19 protein-coding genes are annotated in these 21,967 nt (G+C 30.5%); 6 read left to right on the top strand and 13 right to left on the bottom strand.

What is annotated here, in order from left to right; genetic code table 11:
- Positions 1–3: 3 nt before the first annotated feature.
- Positions 4–474, top strand: a complete 471-nt coding sequence (locus BW723_RS03230; protein ID WP_068362361.1) for a CYTH domain-containing protein — start codon at positions 4–6, stop codon at positions 472–474.
- Here the strand turns inward: BW723_RS03230 and trhA are convergent, their stop codons facing one another.
- Both trhA and BW723_RS03240 read right to left on the bottom strand, forming a co-directional pair.
- Positions 475–1,113: a PAQR family membrane homeostasis protein TrhA gene (gene trhA, locus BW723_RS03235; protein WP_068362358.1), complete on the bottom strand. Its 639-nt coding sequence runs from the start codon at positions 1,111–1,113 to the stop codon at positions 475–477.
- A complete protein-coding gene (locus BW723_RS03240; protein WP_068362355.1) occupies positions 1,085–1,876 on the bottom strand; it encodes a lysophospholipid acyltransferase family protein in 792 nt (263 codons plus the stop codon). The genes trhA and BW723_RS03240 overlap by 29 nt, the downstream gene beginning before the upstream one ends.
- Positions 1,877–1,999: 123 nt before the next feature.
- Between BW723_RS03240 and trpS the strand changes: the two genes are divergently transcribed.
- Positions 2,000–2,968, top strand: a complete 969-nt coding sequence (gene trpS, locus BW723_RS03245) for a tryptophan--tRNA ligase (protein ID WP_068362353.1) — start codon at positions 2,000–2,002, stop codon at positions 2,966–2,968.
- Between the two features lie 68 nt (positions 2,969–3,036).
- Here the strand turns inward: trpS and BW723_RS03250 are convergent, their stop codons facing one another.
- From BW723_RS03250 to trhO, 11 genes are all read right to left on the bottom strand, one after another.
- On the bottom strand, positions 3,037–4,017 hold the full coding sequence (locus BW723_RS03250; RefSeq protein WP_083139803.1) for a DUF4837 family protein: 981 nt from the start codon (positions 4,015–4,017) through the stop codon (positions 3,037–3,039).
- Between the two features lie 109 nt (positions 4,018–4,126).
- Positions 4,127–5,437, bottom strand: coding sequence for a lytic transglycosylase domain-containing protein (locus BW723_RS03255; RefSeq protein ID WP_068362348.1), 1,311 nt, complete (start codon positions 5,435–5,437; stop codon positions 4,127–4,129).
- Between the two features lie 41 nt (positions 5,438–5,478).
- Positions 5,479–6,240, bottom strand: coding sequence for an exodeoxyribonuclease III (locus tag BW723_RS03260; RefSeq protein WP_068362346.1), 762 nt, complete (start codon positions 6,238–6,240; stop codon positions 5,479–5,481).
- Between the two features lie 40 nt (positions 6,241–6,280).
- Positions 6,281–7,060 (bottom strand): hypothetical protein, encoded by a 780-nt coding sequence (locus BW723_RS03265; protein WP_068362341.1) that lies wholly within the window; start codon positions 7,058–7,060, stop codon positions 6,281–6,283.
- A 2-nt stretch (positions 7,061–7,062) separates the two neighbouring features.
- Positions 7,063–8,862 carry an AMP-binding protein gene (locus BW723_RS03270; protein ID WP_068362338.1) on the bottom strand — a complete coding sequence of 600 codons (1,800 nt, stop codon included), beginning with the start codon at positions 8,860–8,862 and terminating at the stop codon, positions 7,063–7,065.
- A gap of 12 nt (positions 8,863–8,874) precedes the next feature.
- Positions 8,875–11,157, bottom strand: coding sequence for a transglycosylase domain-containing protein (locus BW723_RS03275; RefSeq protein WP_068362336.1), 2,283 nt, complete (start codon positions 11,155–11,157; stop codon positions 8,875–8,877).
- A 1-nt stretch (position 11,158) separates the two neighbouring features.
- A complete protein-coding gene (locus tag BW723_RS03280; protein ID WP_076686328.1) occupies positions 11,159–11,659 on the bottom strand; it encodes a gliding motility lipoprotein GldH in 501 nt (166 codons plus the stop codon).
- Complete coding sequence (locus tag BW723_RS03285; protein ID WP_068362331.1) at positions 11,634–13,010, bottom strand: PSP1 domain-containing protein; 1,377 nt, start codon at positions 13,008–13,010, stop codon at positions 11,634–11,636. Before BW723_RS03285 ends, BW723_RS03280 begins: the two co-directional genes overlap by 26 nt.
- A 304-nt stretch (positions 13,011–13,314) precedes the next feature.
- Positions 13,315–13,545, bottom strand: a complete 231-nt coding sequence (locus BW723_RS03290) for a ferredoxin (RefSeq protein ID WP_068362327.1) — start codon at positions 13,543–13,545, stop codon at positions 13,315–13,317.
- Positions 13,545–14,792 (bottom strand): peptidase U32 family protein, encoded by a 1,248-nt coding sequence (locus BW723_RS03295; protein ID WP_068362325.1) that lies wholly within the window; start codon positions 14,790–14,792, stop codon positions 13,545–13,547. The genes BW723_RS03290 and BW723_RS03295 overlap by 1 nt, the downstream gene beginning before the upstream one ends.
- Positions 14,793–14,796: 4 nt before the next feature.
- Positions 14,797–15,828 carry an oxygen-dependent tRNA uridine(34) hydroxylase TrhO gene (trhO, locus tag BW723_RS03300; protein WP_068362322.1) on the bottom strand — a complete coding sequence of 344 codons (1,032 nt, stop codon included), beginning with the start codon at positions 15,826–15,828 and terminating at the stop codon, positions 14,797–14,799.
- A 228-nt stretch (positions 15,829–16,056) separates the two neighbouring features.
- On the opposite strand from trhO, the gene pflB reads away from it, so the two are divergent.
- The 4 genes from pflB to BW723_RS03320 all read left to right on the top strand — a co-directional run bounded on the left by pflB (position 16,057) and on the right by BW723_RS03320 (position 21,961).
- Positions 16,057–18,312, top strand: coding sequence for a formate C-acetyltransferase (pflB, locus tag BW723_RS03305; protein ID WP_068362320.1), 2,256 nt, complete (start codon positions 16,057–16,059; stop codon positions 18,310–18,312).
- A 198-nt stretch (positions 18,313–18,510) separates the two neighbouring features.
- Positions 18,511–19,185 (top strand): pyruvate formate-lyase-activating protein, encoded by a 675-nt coding sequence (gene pflA, locus BW723_RS03310; protein WP_237150087.1) that lies wholly within the window; start codon positions 18,511–18,513, stop codon positions 19,183–19,185.
- Positions 19,186–19,252: 67 nt separating this feature from the next.
- A complete protein-coding gene (locus BW723_RS03315) occupies positions 19,253–20,755 on the top strand; it encodes a DUF3360 family protein (protein ID WP_068362317.1) in 1,503 nt (500 codons plus the stop codon).
- A gap of 216 nt (positions 20,756–20,971) precedes the next feature.
- Positions 20,972–21,961, top strand: a complete 990-nt coding sequence (locus BW723_RS03320) for an aspartate-semialdehyde dehydrogenase (protein ID WP_068362315.1) — start codon at positions 20,972–20,974, stop codon at positions 21,959–21,961.
- Positions 21,962–21,967 lie beyond the last annotated feature (6 nt).

Consider the following 21,967-nt stretch of genomic DNA (forward strand, 5'->3'; position numbering starts at 1 on the left):
TTTATGAGTTTAGAAATAGAAAGAAAATTTTTGGTGGTAAATGATGATTTTAAATCGGAAGCCTATCAAAAAAAAACAATAAAACAAGGGTATTTAAATTCTGATAAAAACAGAACTGTTAGGGTTAGAATTGCTGATAACAAAGCATTTTTAACCATAAAAGGCAAAACCAATCTATCTGGAACTACACGTTTTGAGTGGGAAAAGGAAATTGATAAAAAAGAAGCTGAAGAGTTACTATTGTTATGCGAACCTTCTATTATTGATAAAACTCGTTTTTTAGTAAAAAGTGATCATCATACTTATGAAATTGATGAGTTTTATGGTGATAATAATGGTTTAATTGTTGCCGAAATTGAATTAAATTCAGAAAATGAGTCTTTTAAAAAACCAAATTGGTTAGGCAAAGAAGTTACAGGTAATGTAAAATATTACAATTCTAGTATCAGTAAAAATCCTTTTAAAAATTGGTAACTATAAATTGTAAATACCTAAAAAATGACTAAAACTACCTAACAACACAAAAAAATGAAAAATTGCGTGGTTGTATGGTATTTTTTTAATGGAATACAAAATTGCACCTACTGAATAAAACACACCTCCTGTAACTAAATATTGAAAATTTTCTGCAGAAATACTACTCATTAATGGCTTAATAAAAAACATTACTTGCCATCCCATAAGCAAATACATTGCTGTAGAAATTTTATCGAATCTGCCTGTAAAGAATAGTTTTAAGATGATACCAGTTAATGCAAAAAGCCAAACAAACAGAAACATATACCAACCTAATTCAGAATCTAAACCCACCAAACAAAAAGGCGAATAACTACCAGCAATTAAAACATAAATAGCTGCGTGATCAAAAATATTTAATCGTCTTCTTTTCTTCGGATTTTTTGCTGCGTGATAAAAAGTAGAAGCCGCATACAAAATAATCATACTTAAACCATAAATAATAAAACTACTCGGTTTCCAAAAACCATCGAAACTCATTGATTTTATTACTAAAAAAGGAAAAGAAATTGCACTTAAAACCAAGCCAAAGCCATGAGAAATTACATTTAATTTCTCTTCTTTAGTACTATATTGGTGATTTAAACTCTCGCTCATTATTAGGTCTATTTGTATCTTTCATAAACTTTTTATCGTTTATCAAATCATTATACATTAAATTAAAAGTTTGCACTTTTAAACTTTCTATATCTTTTTTTTCTAAACCTTTCGTTTCAATAAATTTATGTTGATGAATTCTAAAAACGCCAGGACCTCCTTTAAAAAAATCCCAAGAAAAAAGACGCTTACAATCGAAATAAACTTGTGGTACTATTGGTATTTCAAATTCTATTGCCAAACTAAAAGCACCTTTTTTAAAAGGGGCTAGTACAATATTTTCTGTTGGCACTAATCCTTCAGGAAAAATTGCCATACTTACTCCGTTTTGCAATTTCTTTTTAGCTAATTCAAATACTTTTTTTCTACTTTTTACATCACTTCTATCTACCATAATAACGACTTTTTTATAAAAAAAACCAAAAATCGGTATCTTTACAAACTCTTTTTTTCCTACAAAAACAATAGGATTTTTACTCAAAACCACTAATACAAAAGGATCCATTAACGAAGTATGATTAGGGCAGAACATATAACTTTTATCGCTTTCAATAACTTGATCATTTTGTATTTTAAGACGAAAACCCATTCCGAAAATTAATACTTTAGACCAAATTCTAATCATTTTCCAAAAAGTAGGATAATAAAATTCTTTTGCAGTTAAAACCAACAAAAAAGGGAGCATCAATAAAATTGTAATTACCATTAAAATGTAAAACCAAGCTCGCCAAATTAACAGAAAAGGTATTTTTAAATACTTCATAAACATCAAAAATACTAATATTCTTTTGTTTATTGATTTTATAAATCAAAACCTTATTTTTGCGTGCTTAGAGTATTTTATTATAGTACTCTTTCTTAATTAGATTTTTAAATTTATAAGTAAATGTCAAGAATTTTAACAGGTGTACAAAGTACAGGTACACCACATTTAGGGAATTTATTAGGTGCTATTTTACCTGCCATAGAAATGGCAAATAACCCAGAAAATGAATCTTTTATATTTATAGCAGATATGCATTCTTTAACTCAAATTAAAGATGGAGATTTATTAAGAGAAAACACTTACAGTGTTGCTGCTACTTGGCTGGCTTGTGGTTTAGATATTAACAGAACTATATTTTACAGACAAAGCGATATACCACAAGTAACAGAATTAACTTGGTATTTAAGCTGTTTTTTTCCTTATCAAAGGTTAACATTAGCACACGGTTTTAAAGACAAAGCTGATAGATTAAGTGATGTAAATTCAGGTTTATTCACCTACCCAATGTTAATGGCTGCTGATATTTTATTGTATGATGCAGAAATTGTACCTGTAGGTAAAGACCAATTACAACATTTAGAAATGACACGAGATGTTGCTAATAGGTTTAACAATATTGTAGGCGAAACTTTAGTGGCTCCTGAAGCTAAAATACAAGAAAACACAAAATTAGTACCTGGTACTGATGGTGAAAAAATGAGTAAATCTAGAAACAATATTATCAATATTTTCTTAGCAGATAAAAAACTAAGAAAACAAATAATGGGTATTAAAACAGATAGTAAGGGCTTAGAAGAACCAAAAGACCCAGATACTGATAATGTTTTTGCTTTGTATAAATTATTAGCTTCTGATGAACAAATTGCTGAAATGAGAGCAAACTACGAAGGTGGAAATTATGGTTATGGACACGCAAAACAAGCTTTATATGAGTTAATTATTGATAAATTTGCAACCATAAGAGAACGTTACAATCATTTTATGGAAAACAAAAACGAAATTGATGACGCTTTAACTATTGGTGCTGAAAAAGCAACTTTAGTAGCTAACGATGTTTTAAAAAGAGTAAGAGAAAAAATAGGTTATTAAAACCTAAAAATATTTCCATAAAAAATGCCGCTGAAAGCGGCATTTTTTATGGATTATAACTATACAAATTATTGAATTTTCATAGATTTTGCAATCGCTTCTAACTCAAATAAGAAAGCTCTTTTGCCAACAGATGGCGCATATGTAAATCCTTCAAAAACTACCAATCTATTATTTTTTTCATCAATAATGGTGTAGTTTAAAAATGGACCTGCCATAAAATCGTCTTTTACTTCCCATTTACCACGAGTTTCGTAGGCTTTTTTACCATCAATAGTAGCATCAAAAGTAAAAGGTGTATACGCTTTTTCTGTTATCATATACATCCCTTCTTTAGAACCAGGAATGTATTTTTTACCAATTTTGTTTCTAATAGCAACAATACTATCAGCAACCGAAGTTTTATCAACCAAAGGAACAGCATACACTAAAATATTATTACTACCAGATTTTGCAATTCCGCTTGTTAAATGATTACGTAACCATAAAAATTCTCCTGTATCATCTACTTTATTAAATTTATCTGGTATTGTTAAAGAAAGCCCTAGATTTTTCAATGTTAAAAACTGAGAATCATCTAATTTACTTTTTCTAAAAATACTTTGTGTAAAATCGATATCTGCATCTAAATATATTCTTCTTATTTCCATTTTACGATCCTGAAGAATTTTTATGATACTAGCATCATCTTTTGCTTGAATGTAGACAATGGTTTGTGGTTTTGCATACACATTCTTTTTAACCGTAAAGTTTTCAGTATCACCTTCGTTAATTATTAAAATGTTTCTGCTGGCTTTCATCATAGAACTAAAACCATTTGGCGCTACTTGAGATACTGATAAAATTGGTTCTGGTTGTGGCAACCCAACTTGTAATTCACCAAAAGAGTTTCTTATTTCTGCCCCAACATCTCCTGTCCAATCGCTAATTTTTGCAACGACCATTACTTTGTTAATCTTACCTATAGATTCTCTTAAAATCATTTTATCATTCCCTACACAAGAGGCTAACAAAATCGTTAAGGTTAATATTGAAAGTATTTTTTTCATCAGATTCGTTTTTATGTATTTAAGGTTAGTTTTTTATTTTACTACCAAATATTGTTCCATTTTTAACTAAAACAACATAGAAAGCTATTTTTCTATAAAAATAAAGAATTTATCGAATTCTCTTCGGATAAATATAAAGTCTTTGACCAATTTTTAAATTACTGGTTTTTAAACCATTCCATTGTTTAATATTACTAACTCTTACTCCGAATTTATTAGCAATTTTCCCTAAATAATCTCCACTTTGTACTTTGTAACGAATTCGTTTATCCATTTCAAAATACTTAGGTAAAGGTTTTTCTCTTTTAGCATCATCTAAATCTGCTAAAGCATACAATTCTTGTTCTTTATCTAAAAAATCTATAATTTTATTTGATGGAAGCCTAACAGCATAATTACGATCTTTAATATGTGGAATAATATCTAATTTATAAGCGGGATTTAAAAATGATAAAACCTTTTCATCAACATTAATAGTTTCTGAAATTTGATCAAAAGAAATGGTTCTTTTTACCTGAATAGTATCTGTCTGAAAATTAAAAAATTGAGGTAATTCTGAATAAATATTATGCTCATTTGCATATTCAAAAATATACATAGTTGCATAAAAAGCGGGTACATAACCTGCTGTTTCTGTTGGTAAATAAGGCCTTATATTCCAATAATTTTTAAAACCACCAGAACGTTTTATGGCTTTAGTTACATTACCTGGCCCTGAGTTGTATGCAGCCAATGCCAAATCCCAATCACCAAAAATTCTGTACAACTGACTTAAATATTTACAAGCTGCAATGGTTGATTTTACAGGATCGTATCTTTCATCTACATAAGAACTTACTTTTAAATCGAACTGTTTTCCTGTACCGTACATAAATTGCCATATACCAGAAGCCCCAACTCTAGACCTTATTTTTGGTCTTAAAGCAGATTCTACAATAGCTAAATATTTCATTTCTAAAGGAATATCATATTGATCTAAATACTGTTCAAACATCGGAAAATAATACTTTGCCTTTGCCATTAAAGCAGGGTAATATTTTTTTCGATAACGTAAATAACCATTAATTACCTTTTCTAAAGCAGGATTAAATGCCAAATTAAATGGTGTTTTTTCGTTTAAACTAGCCAAACGAATTTTCATTAAATCTGTAGTTAAAACCGGATTATAATTGCCTTTTATATCTTTATCATCAATCACATACTCTAAAGTATCTATTAAAGGCGAGCTGAATTTTTCATCAACCAAAAGACTATCTATAAGTTTTAAATCGTTATCTGTAAAAAACTCTTTTACAACTGGTGTTTTTATTGAGTCTTTTGCTACAATTAAAGTATCTATTTTTATAATGGATATACTATCTGTTTCTTGTTGAGAAAAAATAGCGTTTGTAATTAAAAGGAATAAGAAAAATTTCTTCATTTATTTTGAGTTTCTTATTTGCGAAACCTAACATTTTTATATTATAAATCTAATTCTAAAGCTATAGGGCAATGATCTGAGTGTTTTGCTTCGGATAAAATATAAGCTCTAGAAATATTCTCTTTTAAAGGTTCTGAAACCATTGCATAATCTAAACGCCATCCTTTATTATTTGCTCTAGAATTTGCTCTGTAGCTCCACCAAGAATATTGTTGCACATCTTGATTTAAAAATCGGAAACTATCTATAAATCCGCTATTAATAAATTTTCCAATCCAAGTTCTTTCTTCTGGTAAAAAACCAGAAACGCCTTTCATTTTTGGGTTATGAATGTCTATTTCTTCGTGACAAATATTATAATCTCCACAAATTACCAAATTCGGAATTTCTTGTTTTAAATTGTTGATGTATTCCTGAAATTCATCCATATAAATAAACTTATAATCTAACCTTGCAGAATTTGTGCCAGAAGGCAAATATAAGCTCATTATAGAAACCTCATCAAAATCTACTCTAAGGTTTCTACCTTCAAAATCCATAGTTTCGATTCCTGTACCATATTCTATATGGTTTGGTTTTTCCTTACACAAAACTGCTACAGAAGAGTATCCTTTTTTTTGTGCTGAAAACCAATAATGATAAGGATAACCTGCATCTTCGAACAAAGATAAATCTAACTGTTCTTTGTGTGCTTTGGTTTCTTGTATGCAAATTACATCTGGACTCGCTGCTTGCAACCAATCTAAAAATCCTTTTTTTAATGCTGCTCTAATTCCGTTTACGTTGTATGATATTATTTTCATTTGCCCCTTTTAATTTCCCCAAAGGGGAAAAAATATTCTCTTAATTAATAATTATTTTTTCTAACTTATCTATTTCATTCTCTAGACTAGACATATTCAAGAATTTTGAAGATTCAATATCATAAATTGCAAATCTCTGTTTTTTATGTTCTTCTCTTATATTTTCTCTACTTGTAAATTTTATAAAAATTTGAGTGTTCGAATTTATAAACTCAAACCTTTCAATATTAATATTTTCTGATACTCTTCTTAGGTTTTTACCATCTAAGGTAGAAAGATATAAATCGTGATAATCTGCTGAGTTTATTTTTCTGTCCTTATTTGAATCTTCAAATGCAATTAAATATGCAATATATTTAACTGTCTTATCCAGTTTATCTTCTCTATAACTAAACCTTTTCCTTTGTGGTTCTATTTCTAAAATAGATGCTTTTTTATCTAATAAAGAAGTTATTACTTGATAATTTTCGTCTAAAAAAATGACATTTACATATTTTAAAAGAGCATCACCAATATCATTTGCTACTGAAGCAGTTTTATATATTTCTTTTTCTTCCTCATAAGTTAACAAAGAAATTGGTAAATATTTATTATTTGAATTATATAAATCTGTTGGACTATAATATTTTAACCCTTGTAATGCTAGGCTATCTTTCTTTGCAGTTTCTAATTCTTTTCCTAGAATTATACCATCTTGTTGTCTATTCTGTTTGGGGAAAATATTTTTTGTTACTTGGTAAATTCCAAACCCTAAAAGTATAGGAAGCATTACTCCATTTAAAATAACCAAAAATTTTATGAATTTATTAGTGATTTTCATATCTAATAACTGTCTCTTAATGTTCTTCTCATTACTTTGTTTGATGCAGTTCTTGGTAACACATCAATCTTTACTAAATCTGAAACTTTAAATAAAGGATTTAATTGTGTTTTTACAATTTTTTGAGCTGATTTTAAAAAATCTTCATCAACCTTAATATTATTATTTTCAACATAAAAAACTACTAGTTTTGCTGGTCCACCATCTTTTGGAGCTACAGCAATTGCTGCAGATTCTAAAACAAATTCTAACTGATTAATAGCTTCTTCTATTTGAGTTGCGCTGACTTTAATTCCGCCTAAATTCATAGCATCATCTACTCTACCTAAAATTTTAAAATAGCCATTTTCTAATTGATGCAATTCATCTCCATGTCTTCTTAAAACTTGATGATATTCTGGAGTATCATCATAATATATTTTCTGATGATCTTTGTTTAACAACTCAGTAGAAAGCCCCATAATTGGCGGAATTAAAAACACTTCTCCTTTTTTAGTTTCTTGATGATCATCACCTAACAAAGCAAAATCTGTACCTAATGCTTTTGCAGAAAAAGTACTTGGTATATTATCTTGTACTACTGTACTTGTAATATAACCACCACCAATTTCTGTACCTCCACAATACTCAATAACAGGTTTATTATTGGCAAGTTGCATTAAATATTCCATTTCTGTAGGGTTAGAAACTTCTCCTGTAGAACTGTAGTTTTTAATTGCATTCCAATCTAAAGTTTCCATACAAGCAGAATTTTTCCAATGTTTTACAATACTTGGTATTACACCCAACATTGTAACTTTTGCATTTTGTACAAAGGCTCCAAAATCTGCACTTAAAGGCGCATCATAATACAAACCAATAGCTGCTTTATTAATTAAGGTTGCAAAAATTAACCAAGGCCCCATCATCCAACCTAAATTTGTGGGCCAACAAACTACATCGTTTTTCTGTATATTTTGATGATAAAAGCCATCAGAAGCTGCTTTTATTGCTGTTGTATGATTCCAAGGAATTGCTTTGGGTTCACTTGTTGTTCCTGAAGAAAAAAGAATAGTGATACAATCTTGAGGTGATTGTTTTACACTGATAAAATTGGAATTATCAGACAAGAAATCATCCCAAAAAAGATCATTATCTCTTATTGAAAAATCTTTATTTTTTACTGTATTTAATACTACAACTTTCTGAGCTTCTGCCTCTACAACTTTCTCATAAAGTGGAAAACTTTTACCTGCTCTAACTAAATAATCTTGCGTAAAAACAACTTTAGGTTTTGTTAAATCTAGCCTTACTTTAATTTCATTTACAGTGAAGCTATCAACAATTGTTGCTACTTTAATTCCTGCTTTTATTGCTGCCAAATAAATTGCAACACATTCTAGCGTCATTGGTAAATCTATGGCAATAGTATCATCTTTATATACATCAATATCAGCAAAACTATTGGCGATTTTATTAACCAATAATTCTAATTCTTTTTGCGTGATTTTTTGAACAGATTCGTTTGGTTTTTGAAAAACGACTGCAGTTGCATTATCATCATTCTGAAAACAAGAATCTACAATATTTAATTCAGCACCAAACAACCATTTTGCTTGAGTTACACCATCATCAACATTTAAAATTTGATTGTATTTTTTTTCTTGAATGATGTTTAAAAACTTGACTGTTTCTTGCCAAAAATCTTCCTTATTTTCTACAGACCAACTCCATAACTCCTTATAACTAGTAAATTGATGCTTTAACATCAATTTACTAATATTAGACGAATTTATATTTTCTTTAGTTGGCTTCCAAATCATTAAAATAGGCTTTTAAAAATCGGTATCTTCTTCTACAGGTGTTTTAGCATTCTCTTTTCCTTCTTCTTTTACAGGCTCATCACAATCAATATTAATAGATAAATTTTCTGGTTTTTCAAAATCTTCTTTACTGATGTTTAATGTTTTATCTGCGTAACATTTTTTCATAAACAAAGCCCAAGTAGGTAAAGACATAGTTGCTCCTTGCCCTTTATTTATCCCAGCAAAATGCGTTGCTCTATCTTCACCACCTGTCCAAACTCCGGTTGCTAAATTGGGTACAATTCCCATAAACCAACCATCAGATTGATTTTGAGTTGTTCCAGTTTTACCTGCAATTTCATTATCAAATCCGTAAGGAAAACCAGTTACAGCTTTACCTCCAGACGTCCAATTAGAACGCAAACGAATTCCTGATCCAGAATCTGTAACTCCTTGTAATAAATTTAAGATTACATACGCAGATTCTTCGCTTAAAACCTCTTCTGTTTTTGGCACAAAATCTTTTAAAACAGTTCCGTTTTTATCTTCGATTCTGGTAATAATCATTGGTTTTACACGCAAGCCTTTGTTTGCAAACGTACTGTAAGCACTTACCATTTCATATAAAGATAAATCTACAGCACCTAAAGCAATAGACGGATTTGCATCAATCTTAGTTTCAATACCAGCAGAATTTGCCAATCTTACTACGTTTATTGGCGCAACTTGATCTATTAAATTTGCAGTAACAACATTAGTAGACGTTGCTAAAGCATCTTTTAAACTTAGCATTCCCCCATATTTATCGTTCGAATTTTTAGGGGTCCATTCTTCTGGAATTCCGTATTTACCAGCAGGAATTGTATATGGCGTATTTGGTAACAAATCGCATGGAGATTTTCTTAATTGATTAATTGCAGTTGCATATACAAAAGGTTTAAACGTAGAACCTACTTGTCTTTTTTGTTGTGCAACAGCATCATATTTAAAATGTTTATTATTAATACCACCAACCCAAGCTTTTATATGACCTGTTTGTGGTGCTATGGATAATAAGCCTGAACGTAAAAAGGTTTTATAATATCTAATAGAATCTAAAGGAGACATAATTGTATCTAAATTTCCTTTCCAAGAAAAAACTTTCATTTTGGTTTTCTTATTGAAAATTGCATCAATTTCTTTGGATGATTTTCCTGCAATTTTTAAACGCTTATATCTTTCTGAATTCTTTTTTGCTCTATTTAAAATACCTTGAATTTGATCTTTTTCTAAATCGTAAAAAGGTGCAGTTTTATTTCTTTTTTGTTCTTTAAAAAAGTAAGATTGCAAATTTGCCATATGCTCTGTAACTGCCTCTTCTGCATATTTTTGCATTCTAGAATCTATAGTTACGTATATTTTTAATCCATCACTAAAAATATCATATTGCTCTCCATTTGGTTTGGGGTTTTCTTTAACCCAAGTTCTCATTACTTTTTGTAAATGCGTTCTAAAATAAGTTGCATAACCTTCGTCATGACTTTCTGGAGTATAGTTTATATTTAAGGGTAATTGTTGTAAATCTAACTTTTCTCTTTCTGTAATTATTCCGTTTCTAGTCATTTGAAGCAAAACAACATTTCTTCTTTGTCTTACTTTTGCTTCTCTTCTTAAAGGATTAAAATAAGATGAGTTTTTTAGCATACCTACCAACATCGCAGATTCTTGAATTTCTAATTCTTTGGGCTCTTTACCAAAATAAATTCTTGCTGCAGAACGTATACCAACTGCCTGATTTAAAAAATCATATTTATTTAAATACATGGCAATAATTTCGTCTTTGGTATATTGACTTTCTAATTTAGTGGCTACTACCCACTCTTTCATTTTTTGACCTATTCTTTTAAAAATATTCCTTGATGGCTTTACTGTAAACAACATTTTTGCCAATTGCTGAGAAATAGTACTTGCTCCACCACTACCTGGTTTTAACACCGCTCTTGCTGTACCTCTAAAATCGATTCCAGAATGCTCATAAAAACGTTCATCTTCAGTAGCAACTAAAGCATCTACTAAATTTTGTGGTAATTCTTTAAACTTAACAGGAGTTCTATTTTCTTTAGCGTATTTACCAATAGTTACACCATCTGCAGAAATTACTTCTGTTGCTAAATTAGTTTGCGGATTTTCTAATTCTTCGAAAGTAGGTAAAGCCCCTAAACCACCTGAAGCTGCTGTATAAAACAACAATATAAAAATTAATAAAATCGAAAAAAGAATACCCCAAAACCAAAGTAGGTATTTTCTAAAACTTGTTTTTTGTGTCTTTGCCATTTTATTCTGTTTTTTCTATGCTAAAACCTACATCTTGTACACCTTGCAAAAAAGGAATTGTATTTACTTCTCCGTTTTTACGCATTGCGTGACGTATGTTAAAAACATATTTTCCTGATACAGGAAATACTTTTTCTTCTTTATAAAATAATTTATTTTCTTTAATATCTGTAAAACCTTTTCCTAAAAACTGACCAGAATTATCTGCCATTTCATATTGTAAGGTGTCTATTATTTTATCCCCATTGGGGAAATTAAGCTCTGTAATTACATACAAATTGCTATAAGGATAATCTTTATTATTTCTAAGATTTATGAATAAATTTTTAGGTGAAATGGTATCACTTATTTCAAATTCAAAAGAAATATTTTTATTGGCTTCCCAAGAAGCATTAGACAACGATTTGTATTTAGTGAACTCAATTTTATCACTACAAGAAAACAAGAAAAGAAGCGTAATTAAAAAAACAAAAAGTTTATTTTTCTTGAGAATTGTTTCCATTTTTTGGTCTATTCTTATTTCTGTTTCTATTATTTCTTCTTGGCTTGTTAGGCTTAACTCCTTCTGCTTTTGGTTGATTTGGTTTATTAGCAACCTTTGGCTTTTGATTAGGATTCTGCTTTGGTCGTCTATTTTGTTGCTGTTTTTGCGGTCTTTTCTGTGTATTTTCTTTCGGCTGATTTGCAGCAACAGCAGCAGGTTTTTTTCTTCTATTATTTCTGTTATTTCTTCTTCGTTTACTAACTTTTGGAGCATCGAAACGTGTTAAACTATCTTGCCCAACAGCGTCTTCAAAATCTACCTTTTCAGGAATTTCTACATCAGATTCGTAATCTTCTAACGAAATAGATTTCTCGTTATTTTTATTTAAATCGATGATTTCTTGAACCTGATCTAAAGTTAATCGAAACCATTTAAAACGTTCTTCTTTGTAAGTATACCATAGGTGTTTCTTAAAAATATCCATCTTTACAAAAACAGCATCGCCTTTTTCTGTTCTTAAAACAACATCTTGTTTTGGAAAAGACTTTAAAGCATCTAAATAAGTATCTAATTCAAAATTTAAACAGCATTTTAATTTACCACATTGCCCCGCTAATTTTAACGGATTTAAAGACAATTGCTGATAACGTGCTGCAGATGTTGTTACTTTTCTAAAATCTGTTAACCAAGTAGAGCAACATAATTCTCTACCACAAGAACCTACACCACCTAATCTTGCTGCTTCTTGCCTTGCACCAACTTGTTTCATTTCTACACGAATAGAAAATGCGCTTGCTAGATCTCTAATTAGCTGTCTAAAATCTACTCTGGCATCTGCTGTGTAATAGAATGTTGCTTTGTTTCCATCGCCTTGAAACTCTACATCAGAAAGTTTCATTTGCAAACCAAGTTTACCTAAAATTAACCTACCTTTTCTTTGGGTCTCTTCTTCTCTATCTCTGGCTTTTTGCCAAATATCTATGTCTTTTTGAGTAGCTTTTCTGTATATTTTCTTTACATCTTCATGATCTGCAGTAATTTTGCGCTTTTTCATTTGCACTTTTACCAATTCACCTGCCAAAGAAATAGTACCTATATCATGGCCAGGAGAACCTTCTACTGCAATAATATCTCCCATTGTTAAGGGTATATTATCTACATTTTTAAAAAAATGTTTTCTTCCGTTTTTAAAACGGACTTCAAAAATATTGAAACGCTCTTGACCACTTGGTAAAGTCATATTCGATAGCCAATCAAAAACAGCTAGTTTTTCGCTACCACTACCACAGGTTCCTGTGCCACAATTTCCATTACTTTTACAACCTCTAGGTACACCATTTTCTGTTGTACCACAACTTCCACATGCCATGTAAGTAAATATATTATATTGTTTTTATCTTCTTAATTCTCAAATTCTTAATAAAATATCAGAAAAAAAATAAAAAACATTTTGATTCATAAATTGATTATCAGATTAATACAAAAAGTATCTTCTAATTTTCACTAATTCGTAAATATACGCATTCTTAAAGAATGAAAAAATAGGTTTACGAAAGTTATCTGTACTATATGCTAATTAATAACACTGCAAATATATTCTGAAAATTGATTACAATTTTCTTCTCTTTAGAATTTGATGCAAATGAATTAGAATTCGTGTGAAATTGACTTTTTTAGACCTGTTTTACCTGAATTATCTTAACAGGACATGCTTTTTTGGCTTCCATAGTACTATCAAAAATAGATTCATCAAAAGATTTTATAGTATAAAAACCTTTCTTTTCTGTGGAATGCAACAACACAGATTTACCATCTTTTTTAGACATTTGAAACTGATTTGGAGCCACCTCTACACAGTAATTGCAACCAATACATTTGTTTCTTTGCAAAGTAATTACAACCATTAGTTTTTTGCAAATTCTGTTTTTACAATTTTGTACAACTTATCAGATCTTCTAATCCTAAAATCTAATTTCATGGTAACTTCATCTCCTTTTGTTGCTTTTTCTGATGGTTTATCATTTACAAACATTTGCTTTAATTCCATTTCTTGTGCACCTGTTGTTGGCCCAGTAATTAAAATGGTATCACCAATATTTACATCGTAAGCATCAATTTTAAATTGCCCTATCTTAGCTTTATCAAAATAATGTTCTCCTTTACCTAAATACACTTTCTTTTGTGTTGCGTTAGAACCAGGATCTTTACTCCATTCTCCTAATTTTTGTCCTAAATAATAGCCATTCCAAAAACCACGATTGTACACTTTTTCTAAATCTTGCATCCAAGAAATTACCTTTTCCTTTTCGTAAGTTCCTGCTGCTAAACTATCAATAGCATCTCTGTAACATTTAATCACTTTTGCCACATATTCTGGTGCTCTACCTCTACCTTCAATCTTTAAAACTTTGATTCCTGCATCTGCAACTTGATCTAAAAAATCAATTGTACACAAATCTTTTGGAGACATAATATACTCATTATCCAACTCCATTTCAAAACCAGTTTCTTGATCGATAACTGTATATTTTTTTCTACAATTTTGTTTGCAAGCACCTCTATTTGCTGATGAATTTGCAGAGTGTAAACTCATATAACATTTACCAGAAACTGCCATGCACAAAGCTCCATGACCAAAGATTTCTACTTCTATTAATCTTCCTGACGGCCCTTTTATTTGCTCTTTTTCTATAGCTTCTGTAATCTTTTTTACTTGACGCAAACTCAACTCTCTACTCAACACAATAGTATCTGCAAATAGTGCATAAAACTTAACAGTTTCAATATTTGTAATATTAATTTGAGTTGATATATGTACCTCCATTTGCTGTTCTCTAGCCATAGAAATTACAGCTTGATCCATAGCAATTACTGCAGTAATATTTGCTTCTTTGGCACGTTTTATCAATGTTTTTACGATTGATAAATCATGATCATAAATAATTGTATTTAAAGTTAAATAAGTACGAACATTTTTCTCTGAACATCTTTTTTGAATTTCTTCTAAATCATCTAAAGTAAAATTGATAGATGCTCTTGCACGCATATTTAGTTGCTCTACTCCAAAATAAATAGAATCACAACCGTTATCTAGCGCAGCTTGTAAACTGTCAAAGTTACCTGCTGGCGCCATTAATTCGATTTTTTGCATGATTTTATTTTTTGAATTTTAGAACTTCACTTCGTCCTTTTTTAAAAATCTTATTACTGTTCCCTTTGCCTTTTCTTAATTCCTTTTGTTCTTCGTAAGAAAGTTTAATAATCTCTTGGCAATCTGTAGAACAAGTATTTTCCATTTTTTCAGAACATTCATCACACTGAATAAATAATAAATGACAAGCTTCATTTGCACAATTTGTGTGTGTGTCACAAGCTTTTCCACATTGATGACAGTTAGAAACTACATCATCTGTAATACGTTCTGCCCTTCTATGGTCGAAAACAAAATTTTTACCAATAAACTTATTTTCTATTCCCTCTTCTTTTACTTGACGTGTGTATTCTATAATTCCGCCTTCTAATTGAAAAACATTTTTAAATCCTTTGTGTTTGTAATATGCTGATGCTTTTTCACAACGAATTCCACCAGTACAATACATCAACAAATTTTTGTCTTCTTTGTTGTCTTTTAGATCTTCTTCTATAATATCCAAAGAATCTCTAAAAGTATCTACATCAGGAGTTATAGCGCCGTCAAAATGACCAATTTCACTTTCGTAATGATTTCGCATATCTACACAAACTGTGTCTGGATTTGCCAACATTTCATTAAATTCTTTGGCATTTAAGTGTACACCTTTGTTAGTAACATCAAAAGTTTCATCATTTAAACCATCAGCAACAATTTTATTTCTAACTTTTACTTTTAGCTTTAAAAATGACTTATTATCTTGCTCTACAGCAACATTTAAACGAATATCCTTTAAAAAAGAAATACTATCTAATTGATCTTTTAAAGCGTAAAAATTTTCTGATGGCACGGAAAGTTGTGCGTTTATACCTTCGTAAGAAACGTAAATTCTACCAAGAACATCTAAAGCGTTCCATTCTAAGAATAATTTATCTCTTAATAATTGTGGGTTTTCTATCTTGTAATATTGATAAAAAGAAATTGTTAGGCGGTCTTTACCTGCCTCATCTATTAATGCAGCGCGTTCTATGGCGCTTAACTTATTGTACAGTTGCATGCTATACTAATTTAGTTAAACAAATATTTTTTGCAAATGTAGTTATTTCTTTAAAACGATAGAATCAATATTTATATCTTTTATATAACTGATTATCAAAGGCAAAAAAACTACAACGTTTTCTTAAAAAAAGTCAAAACCTAACTTTTATCATATTTTAAAACAAGTTCACAGTCTAAATTTGTTGTGTAATTATACGAATACATAAAAATTTAAATACATAAAGAGATGGAATTAGATGAATTAATTTTAGAAGAACCAAAAAATTTGGAATTTAAAGCAGGTGTCTGGAACACATCTATTAATGTTAGAGATTTTGTTATCCAAAACATTGTTTCTTACTATGGAGATGACCAGTTTTTAGTTGGTGCAAGTGAAAAAACTGAAAAACTTTGGGAAGTTTGCAAAGAAGGTATGCAACAAGAAAGACAGAATAATGGTGTACATTCTGTTGATACAGAAACTATTTCTGGTGTAGCTAGCTTTGGTGCAGGATATATTGATAAAGAAAATGAAGTAATTGTTGGTTTACAAACTGATGGATTATTAAAAAGAGCAATGAAACCTTTTGGAGGTTACAAAGTTGTTCAGAAAGCGTTAGAAGAACATGGTTTAAAACCAAGTGAAGATGTTAACGAATTATTTACAAAATATGTAAAAACACATAATGATGGAGTTTTTGATGCCTATACAGCAGAAATTAGAAAATTTCGTTCTTTAGGCTTCTTAACAGGTTTACCAGATAACTATGCTCGTGGTCGTGTAATTGGTGATTACAGACGTATTGCATTATATGGTATCGAAAAATTAATCGAAGTTAAAAAACAAGATTTAGACAAAATTGAAGGACCAATGACAGATGCTGTTATTCGTTTAAGAGAAGAAGTTTCTGAACAAATAAAAGCATTAAAAGATATGATTGTGATGGGTAATCATTACAACTTAGAATTAAACAGACCTGCACAAAATGCACAAGAAGCTGTACAGTGGACTTATATGGCATATTTAGCAGCTGTAAAAGAACAAGATGGAGCTGCAATGTCTTTAGGTAATGTATCTACTTTCTTAGATATTTTTATAGAAAGAGATTTACAAAACGGAGTTATTACAGAAGAAGAAGCACAAGAATATATAGATCAATTTGTAATGAAATTGAGAATGGTGCGTCACTTACGTATGGCTGCTTATGATGAAATCTTTGCTGGAGACCCAACTTGGGTAACAGAAGCAATTGGTGGTATGTTAAACGATGGTAGATCTAAAGTTACTAAAACTGCTTTCCGTTTCTTACATACTTTATACAACTTAGGGCCATCACCAGAACCAAATATTACTGTTTTATGGTCTCCTTTATTACCACAAAACTTTAAAAAATTCTGTGCAAAAGTTTCTATTGATACTTCATCTATTCAATTTGAAAATGATGATTTAATGAGAAACTTAAGAGGTTCTGATGATTACGGAATTGCTTGTTGTGTTTCTTACCAAGAAATTGGAAAACAAATTCAGTTTTTTGGCGCAAGAACTAACTTGGCTAAAACTTTATTATTAGCAATTAATGCTGGTAAATGTGAAATTACTGGAAAACAAATGGTAGATGGTATTGCACCTTTAACTGATGAGTTCTTAGATTTTGATAAAGTAATGGCAAACTTTAAAGTTGCAATGACTAGAGTTGCTAAAGTTTATAATGATGCAATGAACATTATACACTATATGCATGATAAATACTACTACGAAAAAGCACAAATGGCTTTAATTGATACAAACCCAGATATTAATATCGCTTACGGTATTGCTGGTTTATCGATTGTAGCAGATTCTTTATCAGCAATTAAATATGCAAAAGTAAAACCAATTAGAAACGAAGCTGGTTTAACTGTAGATTTTAAAATTGAAGGCGATTTCCCTAAATATGGAAATGATGATGATAGAGTAGATATTTTTGCTCATGATGCAGTAGAAGATTTTAATAACGAATTAAAACAGTTAAAAGTATATAAAGATGCAGAACCAACATTGTCTGTATTAACAATTACATCTAACGTTGTGTATGGTAAAAAAACAGGTGCAACGCCAGATGGTAGAGCTTCTGGTATACCTTTTGCTCCTGGAGCAAACCCAATGCATGGACGTGATACAAATGGTGCAATTGCTTCTTTAAATTCTGTTGCTAAAATAGATTATAAAGATTCTCAAGACGGAATCTCTAATACTTTCTCTATTGTTCCTAAATCTTTAGGATCTACTCAAGAAGATAGAATAGATAATTTAGTAGCAACTTTAACTGGTTATTTTGAACATGGAGCGCAACATTTAAATGTAAACGTGTTAGACAAAGAAACTTTATTAGACGCAATGGAGCACCCAGAAAATCACCCACAACTAACTATTAGGGTTTCTGGATATGCCGTTAATTTCATCAGATTAACAAAAGAACAACAGATGGAAGTAATTTCTCGTTCTTTCCACGAATCTATGTAGTACTTTTTATGTATTTTACAAGGGATTCAAAAAAATAGATTTGACTCTTATTGAGCCATCTTTCAAACAAAAGAGATATCTATTATTTGAATCCCTTTTTTTATTCACTTAAAACAAACAACAATCAAAACTTTAGAAAACATATTAAATGTTCATTCTATTGAGTCTTTTGGTACTCATGATGGACCTGGAATTAGAATGGTTATTTTTTTACAAGGCTGTAAATTAAAATGCCAATATTGCCACAATCCAGATACAATAGATACGCATGGAGGTAAAGAATATCACATAGAAGATTTGGTGCAAAGAGCCCTTAAAATGAAATCTTATTTTGGCGAAAAAGGTGGTGTTACAGTTTCTGGTGGCGAACCTTTATTACAAGCTCATAATCTTATTCCGTTCTTTAAAAGACTTAAAGAAGAAGGTATTCATACCAATATAGATACTAATGGTAGAATGCTAAATCATCCAACAATAGAATTACTAGACAATTATGCAGATTTAGTAATGTTAGATATTAAACACATGACTGAAGAAGGTTTTCAACGAATTACTGGTAAAAGAAACAAAGAAACTACCTTTAATTTTGCAAAACACAGAGAAGCTTCTGGTAAAAAAATGTGGTTACGATATGTTTTAATTCCAGAAATTACCAATACTCCAGAGTTATTACATCAATTAGGTCAATATTTTAAAGATTACCAAACTATAGAACAAATAGAGTTACAACCTTATCATAAATTAGGTATCCATAAATGGGATGCTTTAGGTTGGGAATACGAATTAAAAGATGCAAGAGAAAACACCACAGAAGAACTAGAAAACGCATCAAAAATATTAAGCAACTACTTTAAAAAAGTAAAAATTAATTAAAACGAAATTTCATTTTAATCTAATTTAAATATCAAACTTCTCTTTTTATTTAGAGAATTACATTTCTATGAAAACATATAAAGAAGAACACAAAGCTGCATCAGAATTTGATAGCAGAACAGAATATCTAGAAAACGAATTAAAAATAATGAAACCAAGAAGATTTAAATTAAATCTTCCTGGAAGAGATTTTAGATTTGAATGGGAAGATTTAGTACCAGCTTTAGCAGGTACTTTAGGTATTATTGCAATGTACTCTTCTGTTATGATGGCTTGGGCAGAAGGCTTAACAAATGCCTGGGATCATATAACACTAGGTAAAGAATTTGCCATTGAAGTATCTAGAGTAGAAATGATAATTCCCGCATTTTTATTTGTAATTCTTGCTTCTGGTTTTTTTAATCCGAGAGCAAATTTAGCAGGTAATCATGGTCCAATGATTCCTTTAATTGCCAGTATTGCTTTGGCAGGCGCACATCCTTTAGCTTTAGCAATTTTAATTGGTATTTTTGGTTTATTGCTTAGTTTTTTTAAAGGCGGATCTCGTTTAGTAAATTTAACAAGTAAAGGTGTTGCAGGTGGTTTATTGATATTTCTAGGGTTTTCTGGTGCACTCAGCCAAATTAGAACCATCCAAAATTGGAGTATGGGGCTTTCATCATCCACAGTAGAAATTGGAACTATGGGATATTTAGGTCTTATCATTTTAGCTTTTACAGTTATTTTATACAGTTATTTAGCCAGAATAGACAAACGTTGGCTGGCAATACCAGCTTGTGCAATATCAGCTTTAGCAATTGCTTTAATTGGTGGCGCAAGTTTCGATTTACAATTTACTACAGAAATGGGATTACCAAATCTTAATCCTGTGTATTGGTGGGGAAATACAGAAGAAGGTTGGATGCTTGGCTTACCAAAAGCACAACATTTTATTGCTTCTTTACCCTTTGCAATTTTAGCAGTGGCAATGTGGTCTCCAGATTTTTTAGGGCACCGAATTTTTCAAGAAATGAATTATCCAAAAAAATCTGAAAAAGTTTTAATGGATGTAGATGATACAATGACAATGTGCTCTATAAGACAAATGGTTGGTACTGCAGTTGGTGGTGGTAATATTACCTCTTCTTGGGGAACTTACTTAATACCTGCAGCCATTGCAAAAAGACCAATTCCTGCTGGTGCTATTCTTTTAGGAATAATGGTTATGGCTGTCGCAATTTTAGGTAGTCCAATGGATGTTGCTGTTTGGCCACCTGTAAGATCTATTGCATTATTAGTGGGGGTCTTTTTACCAATGATAGAAGCTGGTGTACAAATGATTAAACAAAGTGCTTGTGCACAAGCTGCTGGTGTTTGTATTTTTATGGCAATGGTTACAAACCCTGTTTTGGCTTGGGCGTTAGCAATGTTTTTAGATAATAATGGTTTAATTGGTGATAGAGACAGAGCAAAAAGGCTATCTAGGGTAGATAGGCTTGTAATACCTCTAAGTATACTAGCAATATGTGTAGCTGCTGTTCTTGCAGTAGGTATGTTTAAAGGTAGTTATGGTATTGATGCTTTTTTATGATAAAATATTTAAGATTAACTATTAGTTTTTAACTACTATTATTCGTAAAACCATTCAATTTTATATTGGATGGTTTTCTTGTTTTAGAAAATTTATATCAATCTGTTAAAAATTAAACATCCTGAATTATTTTGGTAAATATTTATTAAAATAATGGTCAGCATTATTTTTGTTAGCATCTTTGCAGTATAAAATACAATACTAAATTAAAAAGTAATGAAAATAGCTGTAGTTGGAGCAACTGGAATGGTTGGAACAGTAATGTTAAAAGTTTTAGAAGAACGTAATTTACCGATAACAGAATTAATACCTGTTGCATCAGAAAGATCTGCTGGTAAAAAATTATCTTATAAAGGCAAAGAATACACTATTGTAACCTTAGCTGATGCTGTAAACTTAAAACCAGATGTAGCATTATTTTCTGCTGGTGGAGATACTTCTTTAGAATGGGCTCCAAAATTTGCAGAAGTAGGTACAACTGTTATTGATAATTCTTCTGCTTGGAGAATGGATCCTACCAAGAAATTAGTAGTCCCAGAAATTAATGGTGATGTTTTAACTGCGGATGACAAAATTATTGCAAATCCAAATTGTTCTACTATTCAGTTGGTAATGGCTTTAGCCCCTTTACATTCTAAATACACTATGAAACGTGTAGTTATTTCTACATATCAATCTGTTTCTGGTACAGGTGTAAAAGCAGTACAACAATTAGATAACGAAGAAGCTGGTGTGGATGGAGAAATGGCTTATCCTCATAAAATTGGTAGAAATGCTTTACCTCATTGTGATATTTTCTTAGATAATGGTTACACCAAAGAAGAAATGAAATTGGTTAAAGAGCCAAAGAAAATTTTAAGAGACGATTCTTTTTCTGTAACAGCAACTGCAGTTCGTATTCCTACTGCTGGTGGGCATTCTGAAGCTGTAAATGTTCAGTTTGAAAATGATTTTGATTTAGCGGAAGTTCGTTCTATATTGAGCGAAACTCCAGGTGTTATTGTAGAAGATGATTTAGCAAACAACGTTTACCCAATGCCAATTAATGCACATAATAAAGATGAAGTGTTTGTTGGACGAATTAGAAGAGATGAATCTCAAGAAAATACCTTAAATTTGTGGATTGTTGCAGATAACCTACGCAAAGGTGCTGCTACCAATACAGTTCAAATTGCCGAATATTTAATTGCAAATAGTTTGGTATAAAACATA

Origin of the sequence: Polaribacter reichenbachii (assembly GCF_001975665.1) — a bacterium.
GTDB lineage: Bacteria > Bacteroidota > Bacteroidia > Flavobacteriales > Flavobacteriaceae > Polaribacter > Polaribacter reichenbachii.